14 protein-coding genes are annotated in these 13010 nt (G+C 49.7%); 13 read left to right on the top strand and 1 reads right to left on the bottom strand.

Annotated features, from left to right (window positions below; all coding sequences use genetic code 11):
• The first annotated feature begins 39 nt into the window (after positions 1 to 39).
• The 10 genes from QP339_RS05370 (at position 40) to QP339_RS05415 (ending at position 9570) form a co-directional block, all read left to right on the top strand.
• Entirely contained in the window at positions 40 to 1053 is a 1014-nt protein-coding gene (locus QP339_RS05370) for an amidohydrolase family protein (RefSeq protein ID WP_284910708.1), read from the top strand.
• A gap of 88 nt (positions 1054 to 1141) precedes the next feature.
• Complete coding sequence (locus QP339_RS05375) at positions 1142 to 1582, top strand: lipocalin-like domain-containing protein (protein ID WP_284910709.1); 441 nt, start codon at positions 1142 to 1144, stop codon at positions 1580 to 1582.
• 14 nt (positions 1583 to 1596) lie between these two features.
• Positions 1597 to 2352: an SDR family NAD(P)-dependent oxidoreductase gene (locus tag QP339_RS05380; protein WP_284910710.1), complete on the top strand. Its 756-nt coding sequence runs from the start codon at positions 1597 to 1599 to the stop codon at positions 2350 to 2352.
• 380 nt (positions 2353 to 2732) lie between these two features.
• Positions 2733 to 4031, top strand: a complete 1299-nt coding sequence (locus QP339_RS05385) for an SLC13 family permease (protein WP_284910711.1) — start codon at positions 2733 to 2735, stop codon at positions 4029 to 4031.
• 375 nt (positions 4032 to 4406) lie between these two features.
• Positions 4407 to 5105, top strand: a complete 699-nt coding sequence (locus QP339_RS05390; protein ID WP_284910712.1) for a DUF969 domain-containing protein — start codon at positions 4407 to 4409, stop codon at positions 5103 to 5105.
• A gap of 5 nt (positions 5106 to 5110) precedes the next feature.
• Entirely contained in the window at positions 5111 to 6034 is a 924-nt protein-coding gene (locus tag QP339_RS05395; protein ID WP_070617108.1) for a DUF979 domain-containing protein, read from the top strand.
• 21 nt (positions 6035 to 6055) lie between these two features.
• Positions 6056 to 6706, top strand: a complete 651-nt coding sequence (pcp, locus tag QP339_RS05400) for a pyroglutamyl-peptidase I (protein WP_070616710.1) — start codon at positions 6056 to 6058, stop codon at positions 6704 to 6706.
• Between the two features lie 474 nt (positions 6707 to 7180).
• Positions 7181 to 7837, top strand: coding sequence for a TVP38/TMEM64 family protein (locus QP339_RS05405; protein WP_284910713.1), 657 nt, complete (start codon positions 7181 to 7183; stop codon positions 7835 to 7837).
• Between the two features lie 64 nt (positions 7838 to 7901).
• On the top strand, positions 7902 to 8795 hold the full coding sequence (locus QP339_RS05410) for a methylated-DNA--[protein]-cysteine S-methyltransferase (protein WP_284910714.1): 894 nt from the start codon (positions 7902 to 7904) through the stop codon (positions 8793 to 8795).
• A gap of 28 nt (positions 8796 to 8823) precedes the next feature.
• Positions 8824 to 9570, top strand: coding sequence for an SDR family NAD(P)-dependent oxidoreductase (locus tag QP339_RS05415; protein ID WP_070616717.1), 747 nt, complete (start codon positions 8824 to 8826; stop codon positions 9568 to 9570).
• Positions 9571 to 9642: 72 nt separating this feature from the next.
• On the opposite strand, the gene QP339_RS05420 is transcribed toward QP339_RS05415, so the two are convergent.
• On the bottom strand, positions 9643 to 10143 hold the full coding sequence (locus QP339_RS05420) for an ECF transporter S component (protein WP_070616719.1): 501 nt from the start codon (positions 10141 to 10143) through the stop codon (positions 9643 to 9645).
• A gap of 246 nt (positions 10144 to 10389) precedes the next feature.
• Between QP339_RS05420 and QP339_RS05425 the strand changes: the two genes are divergently transcribed.
• The 3 genes from QP339_RS05425 to QP339_RS05435 are packed head-to-tail and all read left to right on the top strand — an operon-like array spanning position 10390 to position 13004.
• A complete protein-coding gene (locus tag QP339_RS05425; protein WP_284910715.1) occupies positions 10390 to 11877 on the top strand; it encodes an FAD/NAD(P)-binding protein in 1488 nt (495 codons plus the stop codon).
• 9 nt (positions 11878 to 11886) lie between these two features.
• The gene (locus QP339_RS05430; RefSeq protein ID WP_284910716.1) at positions 11887 to 12480 is read left to right on the top strand and encodes a sugar O-acetyltransferase; all 594 of its coding nucleotides are present in this window, start codon (positions 11887 to 11889) and stop codon (positions 12478 to 12480) included.
• A gap of 59 nt (positions 12481 to 12539) precedes the next feature.
• Complete coding sequence (locus tag QP339_RS05435; RefSeq protein WP_070616724.1) at positions 12540 to 13004, top strand: hypothetical protein; 465 nt, start codon at positions 12540 to 12542, stop codon at positions 13002 to 13004.
• The last annotated feature ends 6 nt before the right edge of the window (positions 13005 to 13010 follow it).

Raw genomic sequence — 13010 nt, forward strand, 5'->3', positions numbered from 1 at the left:
CTATTTTACCTATAATAGTAAGTAGAAAGGGTGGGAGAAATGAAATTAATTACGGTAGAAGAACACTATATGTCAAAAGCTATCAACGACCAGTACCAGGGTTTGAACCAGGCCGACTTATCGCCTGAGCAGGAGGCCAAGGCTTCCTTTGTTTCTGAATATCTGAATCAGATGATTGAGACTGGGGGACCGATTGTCGACTTAGACCAAAAACGTCTAGCTTATATGGACCAGGCCGGGGTTTCGGTTCAAATTCTGAGCTATGGCAATAACAGCCCCATGGATCTAAGAGGAGAGGCGGCTGTCGACCTGGCCCGGCAAGCCAATGATGACTTGTTTGAGGCCTGTCAGAAGCACCCCGATCGCTTCTATGGGCTGGCTTGCTTACCGGTGGACCGACCTCAAGCGGCAGCAGCGGAATTGGAGCGCACGGTTAAGGAGCTGGGCTTCAAGGGTGCCTTGCTCCAGGGAACTTTCCAGGAAGAATTTCTCGATGCCAAGCGCTATGATCCTATCTTTGCCAAGGCGGAAGAACTGGGCGTGCCCCTCCAGATCCATCCGGGTGAGATCAAGCAGGATGTGCTTAGGGCTTACTATAAGGGGGCTTGGTCGAACCAGGTGATGAATGTCTTGTCTGGTCATGGCATGGGCTGGCACTATGAAGCGGGGGTCCATATGCTCCGTCTGATTTTGTCGGGGATTTTCGACCGCTATCCGAAACTCCAATTGGTGGCCGGCCACTGGGGGGAGGGCCTGCCTTACTTCCTCGAGCGCTTGGATGAGAATTTGCCCGTGGACCTGACCCACTTAGACCACAATATTGCCTATTATCTCAAGCACAATTTCTACTATACGCCCAGTGGGATGTTCTATGACGGCCCCTTTAAGCTCTGCTTGGATTACTTTGGCGCGGAACGGATTGTCTGGTCGGTAGACTATCCTTATGTGATCCGAGACAATGCTTGGGACTATCTGGCTAATTTTGGATTGGCTCAAGAGGACCTCAAAGCTATCGCCTATGCCAATGCGGAAAAACTTTATGGACTAGGGTAATTGCATTTATAAAATAATAAAACCCGCCCCTCTTGAATAAAGCGTGCTATAATGAAAGTGATATTGAAAAAAACAAGGGGGAATTTTCATGACAGAATCGATGCGTGACCAAGTGATTGGGGCTTGGAAATTGATATCCTATCAAACGACTGATGCGTCCGGTCAAGTGGTCTATCCTTTAGGTGAGGATGCTAAGGGCTTCATCCTCTATACACCGGATGGCTATATGTCCGCCCAAATCATGGCCCAAGGACGGCCAGCCTATGAGTCAGGGGATCTCCACAAGGGGACTCCGGACGAAATGGCCCAAGCTGCTGAGGGCTATCTGGCCTATTCCGGGCGCTATGAAATCGATGAAGACAAGGGGAAATTGACCCACCATATGGATGTCTCCATGAACCCAACCTGGCTCGGTCAGTCCCAACCTCGCGTGGCCAAAATTAAGGATGGAAAATTGAAGATTTATAATGGCTTGAAGCCTGAAGACCAGTTAGTTTGGAAACGGGCAGAAGATAACAGTCAAGCTTAAAGGAGGCTATTTAGATGAGTGAACGTACAGTTGTTGTAACAGGAGCAGCCCAGGGGATTGGCTATGCCATTGCTGAGCACTTTGTTAAGGCTGGAGACTGGGTGGCTATCCTGGATCTCAACCAAGAAGCCGCCCAAGCAGCTGCCCAAGAACTCGGCCAGGCCCAGGGCTATGGGGTAGATGTATCGAATGAAGACCGGGTCAAAGCTGTTATGGAAGAGATTGTCGACGAGCGTGGAGCCATTGATGTGCTCGTGAACAATGCGGGCATGCAATACATTTCTTCCGTTGAAGATTTCCCTTATGAGAAGTTCCAACAGGTCTTCAATGTTATTATGGGAGGGACCTTCCTCTGCACCAAGTATGCCCTGCCTTCCATGAAGGCCCAGTCCAAGGGCCGGATTATTACGATTTCATCTGGCCATGGCCGCCGTCCCGACAAGTATAAGTCAGCCTATTGCGCGGCTAAATCAGCCCAAATCGGCTTCAGCAATGTGGTGGCCAAGGAATATGCCCAGGATGGGATTACCGCTAACTGTGTCTTGCCTGGCCCTACCCATACCAAGTTGATCGACAACCAATTAGCTAAGTTAGCTGAGGAAGATGGCACGAGTAAAGACGAAGCGCTCAAGACCCATATTATCGGTGGCCAGTGGTTAGGACGTCTCTTGGAAGCCGATGAAATTGCTTCTGCTGTCTACTTCCTGGCTTCCGATGCGGCAGCTGCCATTACTGGGGAAGCACTCGGTGTAACCGGTGGCGAAGGCTAGTAAAATTAAAAAAAGATTAAAATCAGCTTGACTATCTCTTAGACTGTGTTATTATAAGGATGATTTCATAAAGAAACGATGACGAAGTAGTAGTAGCCAGTCCTCGTCTGCCTAGAGAGTCCCTGTTTGCTGGAAGGGGACCTGATAAGCTGGTGAACTCGACTTTTAGGATGAGCCGATGACTCAGTCTGAGTGCTCAATGCCAGCATCTGGTGCCCCCATTAACCGGCATTCCCCTAGGGGAAGAGAGTTGGCCAGCTTTTGCCTGGCAACAAAGGTGGTACCGTGCTAGCGCACCCTTTGAGGACCGCAGAGGTTCTTGAAGGGTGCTTTTTTATTTGATGATTCGTCTGAATATTCTAAAATAGGAGGAAATGTAAATGAATAGTCTTATTATTTTTGGCACCATTATCTTGGCAATTGCGATTGGGGAGCGTTTCCGTTTAAACGCAGGTCTTGTCGCGGTTGCCTTCGCTTACTTGTTAGCTGTCTTCGTCTTTGGCTTTACGACGGACCAAGTCTTTGCGCTCTGGCCGATTGAGTTATTCATGGTGATCTTTGGAGTTTCCTTCTTCTTCAGTTTCGCTAAGATGAATGGAACTTTAGAAGCGGTGGGCCACCACATGATCTACCGCTTCCGCCACCATACCTCGCTTATTCCCTTGGGCCTCTATCTGACTGCAGCCCTCTTATCTGGTTTGGGGGCAGGGACTTGGGGTTCTGTGCCGATTGTGGGAGCCATTGCCCTCCAGCTCTGCCGGCAGACTAAGATGAATGAGACAGTGGCTGCCATCTCCGTTATCCTAGGTGGGATGAATGGCGGGAATATTCCTTTTGGCCCTCACGGCGCGATCATCCTCGGGGTCCTCTCTGAATCGGGTTTTGCTGACCAGGCGGCTGAGATGACTTGGAAGATTTTCGGTGTGTCGATCCTCTATCCCCTGGTGCTTATTGCCGGGCTTAGTCTCTGGCAACACTACCGTTACGGTCAAGAGAGTGTAGAAATTGATCCCCCTCAAGCCTTTACTTCCAAGCAAAAACAAACCCTGGCCTTGATTGCCTGCTTTGCTGTGGTGCTCTTGCTTCCCGCCATGATTACCAACTTTACCGATGACTTCCCAACCTTGACTTTTATTAGTGAACACATCAACCTCAGCTTCTTGACTATCATCTTCGGGATTATTGCCTATATGATGAACTTGGCGCCCCGGGACAAGGTCTTTGACCAGATTCCTTGGCAGACGATTTGGGTGGCCTGCGGGATGACCTTCTTGATTAGTCTGGGGATTGAGCTGGGCATCACGGAAGAGATGGCCAAGCTGATCTCTTACATGCCTAAGCTAACGATTCCGATTGTCCTAACGGTTCTGTGTGGCCTGATGTCGATCTTCAGTTCAACCATCGGCGTCCTAGCACCCCTCTTCTTCCCAGCCTTGGCTGCCATTTCGGGTGCGACGGGTTGGCCAGTTCTTCTATTGGCCTGCTTGGTCATTGTGGGCGGCTTCTCAACAGGAGCTTCGCCTTTCTCCGATACGGGTAGCCTCTATTTGGCGACTGGCTCTTATTGCCAAGACAGCCAGCGCGCCCTCTACCGTCGCCTCTTGTTCAAAGTCGCCCCAACTTGTATGGGAGCCGCCGTCGCAACGGCCATGGTCTTATCAGCGGCGGCTATTTTATAAAATGACCGGCATATAAAATCTAAGAACCGCATGAAACAAGCGCATTGTGTGACAATTTTCCTGTCCCAATGCGTTTTTTTGTAGCTAACTTAAAATCTTACTGAAGCATTTTTATACTGTTACAACAAATTTAGCAATTAATATTATGTTAGCTATTCCTAAAGTGTTATAATAATAAGTAGATTTTATAAAAACTTTGAATTTTTTAATGTTGATGGCTAGTAATCAAGAAATCAATACAGGTTATTTTTGAGCAGGAGTGGAGCTTTAAAGTTGACCCTTAGCCATGGCTCTTCAAGGGGCAAATTCAAAAAGCAAAACGGATGCTCATCAAGACAATTTTTAAAGAATTCATTACAATTGGAGGAAAATATTATGTCCTATCTACCCTTACTGGGCATCCTGATCATTGTGGTCGGTTTTGCCTTGAAGTTGGATACTATTGCCGTGGTGGTGATCGCAGCAGCTGTTACTGCCCTCGCTTCTGGCATGTCGATTGCCGAATTTTTGACCAGCCTGGGGGACGCCTTTGTGGCCAACCGCCTGGTCACGCTCTTTGTCCTAACCCTTCCCATTGTGGGCTTATCGGAGCGCTATGGCTTAAAAGAGCAGGCCATCCGCTTAGTCAACCGCATCCAGGGCTTAACGGCGGGAAAATTTCTCAGCATCTATCTCTTAATCCGGGAAGTGGCAGGGATTATCTCAGTTCGCTTGGGTGGCCACCCCGCCTTTGTCCGTCCCCTGGTGGAACCCATGGCCCAGTCAGCTGCTAAGGCCCGTTACCACAAGACGGATGCTAAGAGCCAGGAATTAATCAAGGCCCAGTCGGCTGCTATGGAAAATATCGGGAACTTCTTTGCCCAGAACGGCTTCGTTGGCGCAGCGGGCACCCTGCTCATTGTCGGCACCATGGAATCCTTGGGTTATCCTGTTGCTGCTGCTGAGATTGCCATGGCTTCCTTAGTTGTTGCCTTTCTAGCCTTCGTCTTTGGCCTGCTTTCAAACTATATCTTTGACCGCCGGTTGGACCGGTTGAATGGCTATTCTAAGTCGGATAAAGGAGGAAGGGACTAATGACCATGGAAGTATTATTTAGCTATGTTTTAGAATTTTTCTTTATTTTGTCTGGTCTGATCTTCTTCTATTCTGCCTACCAAGGGGCTCAGGATCGAACGAATCCCAAGCGTTGGGGGACCGCAGCTTTTTGGGCCATTCTAGGTTTGCTCTTTGTCTTTGGCCGCCTCTTACCTGGTCTCGTTTCCGGGATCTTGGTGGTCCTCTTGGGTGTCATCACCTTGTTCAAGCAATTCGGAGCAGGGACGGCCTTTGTTGAAGACAAGGCTAAGCAGGAAGCAGCTGCTAAGCGTTTTGGCTGGAAACTTTTCTTACCGGTTTTGGTCATGGCCCTGTCCGCTGTCATTGTGGCCCGACTGATTCCAGAGTCCAGTGCCTCCTCGATTGGGATTGGCTCGCTCTTGGGAACCTTGGTCGCCTTGGCTCTCTTTAAGCCTTCAGCCAAGGAGGCCCTCTATGAGACGGATCGGATGACCCAGCAAGTCGGCACGACCAGTATCTTGCCCCAACTGCTCGCTGCCCTGGGTGTGATCTTTGTCAACGCCGGGGTCGGTGAGATTGTGGCCCAAATCTTGGCAGGCATTGTCCCAGCTGGGTCGAAGTTCTGGGGGATTGTGGCCTATGTCTTGGGCATGGTCTTCTTTACCGCTGTGATGGGGAATGCCTTCTCCGCCTTTACGGTCATCACGGCAGGTATCGGGGTTCCCTTTGTCCTGATGCAGGGGGCTGATCCAGTTGTTGTAGGTGCCTTAGGGATGACAGCCGGTTTTTGTGGGACATTATTGACACCGATGGCAGGGAATTTCAACGCCCTCCCTGTGGCCTTGCTTGAGATGACTGATCCCAATGGTGTCATCAAGCGCCAGTTGCCCTTTGCCCTTATTATGATCGTGGTCCATATTGTTCTCTTATATATTTGGGCCTTTTAATAAAAGAAAGGAGCTTTATCGATGAAAATTTTAGTTACAGCTTTTGATCCTTTTGGTGAGGATAAGATCAATCCGGCCACTGAAGCCGTCAAAACACTCCCTGACCAAATTGCTGGAGCAGAAGTCATTAAGTTAGAAATTCCGACAGTCTTTGTGAAAAGCGCGGAGGTCGTGAGCCAGGCCATCGCAGACCATCAACCTGACTATGTGGTCAATGTGGGCCAAGCAGGGGGGCGCTATGCCTTAACCCCAGAACGAGTGGCTATTAACTGGGATGATGCTCGAATTGCGGATAACGAGGGCAAGCAACCCATCGACCAGCCTATCCAAGCGGACGGACCAGCAGCTTACTTCTCTAGCCTCCCCATCAAGGCCATGGTAGCGGCCGTTAAGGAAGCCCAATTGCCTGCAGAAGTCTCCAATACAGCCGGCACCTTCGTCTGCAACCACATCATGTACCAAACCCTCTATCTGATCGACAAGACCTACCCAGAAGTTAAGGGCGCCGGCTTCATCCATATCCCTTACCTGCCCGAACAAGTCGTTGACCGTCCCAACACCCCATCCATGGGCCTCACCGACATCAGCCGAGGCCTAGAAGCTGCCATCTCAGCTATTGTCGCCTATGACGGCAAAGAAGACCTCCACAGCGTAGGAGGAAAAACGCATTAAACAAGGGTGAGAGCAAGAGCGTTAAGCTTTGGATGCTTGGAGTAAGTCGGGATAAGGGCAAGCACCGCTTGCTCGTTCCCGACTTGCGAAAGCACTCCAAAGCTGCTCATGCGAACCCGACTATGCAGGGTGAGAGCAAGAGCGCTTAGCTTTGGATGCTTGGAGCAAGGCAGAATAAAGAGCGAAGCATTCGCTCGTTTCTGACTTGTGAAATCACTCCGAGTCTGCCAAGTCGAAGCGGACTAAAGGGTGTGTGGGCTGACGCTTAATTGACCAAGCGCCAATTAAAAGTTCCGATTGTAGCTTGACACACCGAATGAGCCCATCCCCAAAAAGCGATGGGAGTCCAAAGCCTATCCAGCAACTCTTCTCGATAGGCAGACAGGACTTCCATCGCTTTTTGATATTGAAACGTTTTCACAAACTGTTATAATGAATAGAGAAAGTTATTATAGAAAGGAGCTGGCTAGCCTAGTGAGTAAAAAAATTAATTGGTCGAAATGGGGGCGTTGGCTGGCCCTAGGATTACTCGTGCTTGTGAGCTGGTGGATCTTTAAGACCTTTAATCTCAACCGGGTCAGGGACTTGGTGATGACGAGTTCCTATGCTGAAGGGATCTATGTACTCTTGTGGACCTTCCTGCCTATGGGTTTCTTCCCGGTGCCTATCCTGGCTCTGGCGGGGGGAATGGGCTTCGGTCTATGGAAAGGATCGCTGCTGACAGTGATTGGGGCAAGTTTTAATATGTCCTTTATGTTTTTAATAGCCCGCTACCTCTTCCGACGCCCTGTACAGAATTTCCTTTATGAACGTTATCCCTCCACCCAGGAGATCTTGTCCAGCAAACCCAGTCGCTTACGCCTAGTGCTGGCCCTTGCCCGCTTGATTCCTCTAATTCCCTATAATATTGAAAATTATGCTTTTGGTTTAACGGACATTACTTTTATCGACTACTTGCTGATTTCCTTAGTCACCATCTTGCCGGGAACCCTGATTTATGTCAATGTGGGGGACAAGGCGGTCGCGCCTAACACCTGGGACTTTGTCTTAGCGATTGGCCTTCTTCTGTTGCTAGTGGTTGGAACAGCCTTCCTCACCAAGTACATGCGCCAGCCGGAAGATAAGGACTAGCTTTTTACTTTCATCTCTGGATAAAATTTTGTACACTTGACTTGAAGCTTGAAAGGGGCCTAGGATGCTGAGTGCTTATTATCAATCTAAATTTGGAGTCATCGAACTGACTTATCAAGGGCGAAGCTTATATGGGCTTGCTTTTGACGATGACCTGCCCCAAGATGGTCAACCAGCAGAGAGCTGCCCTGAATTAGAGGAAGTCTGCCAGGCCTTAGATGCTTATTTCGCCGGGCAAGCCGTCCAGCTAGCGCCTGAGAGCTTGGTTCTCCAGGGAACGCCCTTCCAGGAGCGGGTTTGGGCTTTATTAAGAGAAATCCCCTATGGCCGGGTGACGACTTACGGGGACCTGGCTCAGACCTATGAAGACCGCTATCAGGTCCCCATGTCTGCTCAGGCAATCGGCGGCGCAGTAGGGCGCAATCCCATTGCCTTATTGGTTCCTTGCCACCGGGTGGTCTCTAGTCGGGGACAACTAACGGGTTATGCTTATGGTCCCCAGCGGAAGCAGGCCCTCTTAGAAGGGGAAGGTCTGACCTTTGATGACCGGGGACAAGTCATTAATTTTTCGTCAATTAAATTAAAAGCTAAAGGAGCTGAAGAAATGGCAAAAAAGGATAAATATTTGGTCAAGTATGACCGTTCGCGCGAATTAGATAGCTTCAAAGTCAAGGGCTTTCGCTGCTATGACGGTTTGGATGTGATTGATGATCTGAAAGTGGGGACGGCGGTGGACCTCTTGGCAGAAGCGGATAATCCTTATGATTCGGATGCTGTCCAAGTGGCTTATAAGGGGCATCAGTTAGGTTATCTCCCTGCAGATGACAATCACTTCATTAGCCAATTGCTTTATTTTGGCCATGGGAATATTCTAGAGGCACGGATTTTAAGCCTAAACTTTGACCAGGGCATAGAGCCTCTGATCACCATTCAAGTTCGTATCAAAGATAAACGTTAAAGCAGAATACCAAGGAGGATATTATATTATGTTATTAGAAAATAAAGTTGCCTTAATTACGGGTGCCGGTTCTGGTTTTGGTCGGGCGACGGCCTTACTTTTCGCCAAGGAAGGGGCCAAAGTTGCTGCGGTCGATATTAATCGTGAAGCGGCTGAAGAAACCGTTAGTCAAATTGAAGCAGCAGGGGGACAAGCCCTGGCTATCCAAGCTGATGTGGCTGACGAAGCGGCTGTCAAAGCCATGGTTGAAGAAACTGTTGAGGCTTACCAAAGCATTGATATTCTCTTCAATAATGCGGGCATCTATGTTCCAGGCAATGTGGAAGAAACACCGCTCGATGCCTTCCAGAAGAGTTTGGCCATCAATGTTACGGCGGCTTTCCTAGCTTCTAAATTTGCTATGCCTTATCTCAAGGAAAACAAGGGGAATATCATTAATACGGCGTCTGCTGCCGGTCTGATCGGCTTCCCTGATGCGGTCTCCTATGCCGCTACTAAGGGGGCAGTGGTGTCTATGACCCAGGCGATTGCCGTGGACTATGCCAGTGAGGGAATTCGCTGCAATGCCATTTGCCCAGGCACAGGTAAAACGGGGATGACTAATGAACTCTTGGAAGACCCTGACATTGCCCAAGGCTTCCTAGCACCTATCCCTATGCAACGCTTTGGGGAAGCGGAAGATGTGGCTAAGGCAGCCCTCTTCTTAGCTTCGGACCTTGGTTCTTATACGACGGGTCATGCCCTCCCTGTTGACGGCGGCTGGACCATGAGCTAATTCGCCAGGCTTAATTGTAAAATTAGAAAGGACCTCCCTCATCTTCTTGTTTGATGAGGAAGGTCCTTTAGTTTAGTCTTCTATAAAAGCTTGGAGGGCAGGTAGGCGGAGGCGACGGATGCTGCGGTTGAGGGGGATAGCTACGAGGATACCGAAGATATTTTGCAAGGAGTTGCCAGGAATGGATGGGATGGCTGCGGCCCAGTTATAGAGGATCCCTGTCCCAATGGCATAGCCGACCATCATCCAGATACTAGCTAGGATGAGCGCTGTCCAGTTGCCACCAGGTAATTTTTTCTTAGCTAAGCAACCAGCAATATAACCTTGGAGGCCGTGGATGATAAAAGAAAAGACAATCCACTGGGGATAGCCGGAGATGAGGTCGATAAGGGCCCCGCTGGCTGCACCCACGATGCCGCCAGCTACTGGACCAAGCAGGAGGGCAGAGGCATAGATGCCTGCATCACAGAGGGTGAAGATCCCGCTAGTGGCTGGAATAGGGATAACTACTAGGATCGATAGGGCAGTGGTGAGTGCCGTCAGAACGGCGATTAAGGGAAGCTTAGTTTTCATGCAAAGGACTCCTTTATCTTAATATTTCTTTAATCTTTAGTATAAGGAGTTTTGGGCTAAACTGCAAATATTTGTGTAAGGGTTCACATGTTTGAACTTAAAGTCAAAGAGAGACTCGCCTTCAAATAATAGGGACTAAGCGAAGCTTCTGCTGAGCTTTTACTTTAGTCTGCAGAAGCTTTCGCCTTCTAGCTTAGAAATGTTATAATAAAGAAAGTAAAAGCGAACAAGGAGCGACTAGAGACAATGGAAAAAATTGCGATTATAGGTTTAGGGATTTCTGGCTCAGCTTGTTTGGCAGCCTACCAGCACTTGGCTCAGTCCCATGACTTTGACTTAGTTGTTTTTGACCGTGAGCCTTATTTGGGACGGGGGATCCCCTTCACGGAGTCTTATGAAGGGGCCCTGATGAATACACGGAATGCTGGTCTGACCTATGACCAAGCTTATCCCGGTGATTTTGAAACTTGGCTTAAGGCCAAGGATCCCGACCGCGACTGGCCTGAATATAGCTCCCGCTATCTCTTTGGAAGCTATTTAAGAGACCGGGTGGAGACGCTCTTGGATAACCTCCAGGTCCAGCTGGTGAAGGAGTATGTGGCTAAAGTCAACTTCGACCAAGAGGCGGAGACTTGGTGTCTTGAGACCAAATCTGGCCAGGTATACGCGAGCTTCGACCGCATCCATCTTTGCTGTGGGGACTTGGGGACCAATGACTTCTATCGATTGGAAGGAACGCCCCGCTATCTCAACCAGGCCTATCCCTTAGAGGCTGACCGCTATCAGATGGATGAGGAAGGCTTGCGACGGGTGGCCGTGATTGGAACAAGTTTATCAGCTATCGATGTGATTAAATACCTGGCCGATATTTGCCAGCCCAATCAAATTCTGGCCTTCTCCCGGGGCAATCAATTTCCGATTGTGAGCGGTAAGGAGGCGGAAGACCTGGCCTGGGCTTATCTCAGTGAGGAGAATTTTCAGGCAGCCCAGGAAGCGGAAGAGGGGCTGACCTACCAGCAGGTCGACCAGTGGATCCAGGCCGAATGCCAGAACCTAGGCCTAGATTGGGCAGACTGCCAGGAAGTGAGTCTCAGCCAAGGAATTGAAGGGATCCGTCGTGCGATGGATTGGACCAGCCAGGGAGCACTTTTGGAGGCTTTGGCCACCCGGGTGACCCGCCTCCTCTTCCACTACTGGCAATATCTGAGCCTAAGCGACCGTCAGCAATTTGCGGACAAGTACGACAAGGTCTTTTCCCTGGCCAAGGGTAAGATGCCCTTGGCGTCGGCTCAGCGTTTGTTAGACCTAGCCGATGAAGGCTGCCTCAGCTCCTGTTCGGGTGTTGAAGAAATTATTTATGATAAGCAGACTGGGCTCTACTACCTGCTCGACCAGGAGGGCATGATCATTGAAGAAGTGGACTATATTGTCAATGCGACGGGGATCAATCTCGATTTAAGGCAAGCTTTACCCCAAGATAGCTTCCTCTATGACCTGCGTGATAAGGGCTGGTTGAATCCTGATCCAGCCCAGGGAGTTAGCCTGGATGTTAACCGCTACCAGCTAATTTCTCCGCGCTTTGGCCGCTTAGACCATGTCCATCCCCACGGCCTCTTAATTGCCCCCTCGGTCTACCACAATAATTCAACGACTACCATCCAACGCTATGCCCAGGATGTGATCAACTGGCACTATTGCGGCCAAGACTACCGACAATCAGGACTCTGGCCTTAGGAGGTATATATGTTAAGTCACTATGAAAAAATGCGTGCCGGCCAATGGTACGACGCCAATTATGATCCGGATATCCTCGCCAAGCGAGAAGCAGCAAAAAGCAGGGCCCACCGCTTCAACCAGATCGATCCTGCTGATCGCAAAGAAGCTGAGACTGCCTTAGCTAAGCTACTAGGGGACCTGCCTGAAGGCCTGGAAGTCATGGCGCCGCTTTATGTGGACTACGGCGACAATATTCACTTCGGCAAACACTGCTTTGTCAACCACGCCTGTTACTTTATGGATGGAGCCCGGATTGAATTCGGGGACCATGTCTTTATCGGCCCTTATTGTGGCTTCTATACGGCTGCCCATCCCCTGAGGGCAGAAGCCCGCAATGCGGGCTTGGAGCAAGCCCGATCTATTAAGGTTGGTTCTGACTGCTGGTTCGGGGCTAATGTCTCAGTGATGCCAGGTGTCAGTATCGGTTCAGGCTCTGTAATTGGGGCCGGGTCGGTGGTTACCAAGGATATCCCAGAGAACTCCCTCGTCATGGGGGTCCCCGGCCAGGTGATTAAGACGATCGACCAGGACCAGGGCAATTCATTTACAAATGAGCCTTAGAATGTTAGAGTTAAAAAGCGAGTTCTTGAAAACGACAACAAAATAGTAAGGAGTTTGTCATGCCAGCAATCCAGGATATTTTAAGCCAATTATTTAAAGAAATGAAGGTTCCTGTAGAATACCGGCCTTTAGATGGTGGCCAGCACCTCTTTGCCTTAGCTTATCAGTTAGGGGAAGACAAGGTCGTGCCTTGCCATATCATTGCCCGGGACTTTAACGAGGGAGAAGCCACCACGGACTTTCAAATTAACTACCGCCAGCTCTGCCAGGTGGAAGACTACCAACAGACGGCCAAGGCCCTCGAAGTCATCAATGATTTGAACCGTGAACGGAGCGGCTATTACAACCTGATCCTCTCGGGCGATGGGGAAATCTATACGCGTTGCCTGTCGCGGACCGGTGAGGACGTCCGAGTTCTCTATGAGCTCATGACTTTGGGTGCTAGCGTTGCCCGGGACCTCTATCCGCGACTGGAGCAAGCCATCAACAATAAGACTGTCAAAGTCGCTGAACGATCTGAATAAAGAAAG

The sequence above is a fragment of the Aerococcus sp. UMB7834 genome (genome assembly GCF_030215145.1).
Taxonomy (GTDB): domain Bacteria; phylum Bacillota; class Bacilli; order Lactobacillales; family Aerococcaceae; genus Aerococcus.

Bases quoted from the DNA above. Each gene is read 5' to 3' on its own strand.
- QP339_RS05430 (WP_284910716.1), top strand. From the start codon at position 11,887: ATGTTAAGTCACTATGAAAAAATGCGTGCCGGCCAATGGTACGACGCC.
- QP339_RS05425 (WP_284910715.1), top strand. From the start codon at position 10,390: ATGGAAAAAATTGCGATTATAGGTTTAGGGATTTCTGGCTCAGCTTGT.
- QP339_RS05395 (WP_070617108.1), top strand. From the start codon at position 5,111: ATGGAAGTATTATTTAGCTATGTTTTAGAATTTTTCTTTATTTTGTCT.
- pcp (WP_070616710.1), top strand. From the start codon at position 6,056: ATGAAAATTTTAGTTACAGCTTTTGATCCTTTTGGTGAGGATAAGATC.
- QP339_RS05385 (WP_284910711.1), top strand. From the start codon at position 2,733: ATGAATAGTCTTATTATTTTTGGCACCATTATCTTGGCAATTGCGATT.
- QP339_RS05380 (WP_284910710.1), top strand. From the start codon at position 1,597: ATGAGTGAACGTACAGTTGTTGTAACAGGAGCAGCCCAGGGGATTGGC.
- QP339_RS05420 (WP_070616719.1), bottom strand. From the start codon at position 10,143: ATGAAAACTAAGCTTCCCTTAATCGCCGTTCTGACGGCACTCACCACT.
- QP339_RS05410 (WP_284910714.1), top strand. From the start codon at position 7,902: ATGCTGAGTGCTTATTATCAATCTAAATTTGGAGTCATCGAACTGACT.
- QP339_RS05370 (WP_284910708.1), top strand. From the start codon at position 40: ATGAAATTAATTACGGTAGAAGAACACTATATGTCAAAAGCTATCAAC.
- QP339_RS05390 (WP_284910712.1), top strand. From the start codon at position 4,407: ATGTCCTATCTACCCTTACTGGGCATCCTGATCATTGTGGTCGGTTTT.
- QP339_RS05435 (WP_070616724.1), top strand. From the start codon at position 12,540: ATGCCAGCAATCCAGGATATTTTAAGCCAATTATTTAAAGAAATGAAG.
- QP339_RS05375 (WP_284910709.1), top strand. From the start codon at position 1,142: ATGACAGAATCGATGCGTGACCAAGTGATTGGGGCTTGGAAATTGATA.
- QP339_RS05415 (WP_070616717.1), top strand. From the start codon at position 8,824: ATGTTATTAGAAAATAAAGTTGCCTTAATTACGGGTGCCGGTTCTGGT.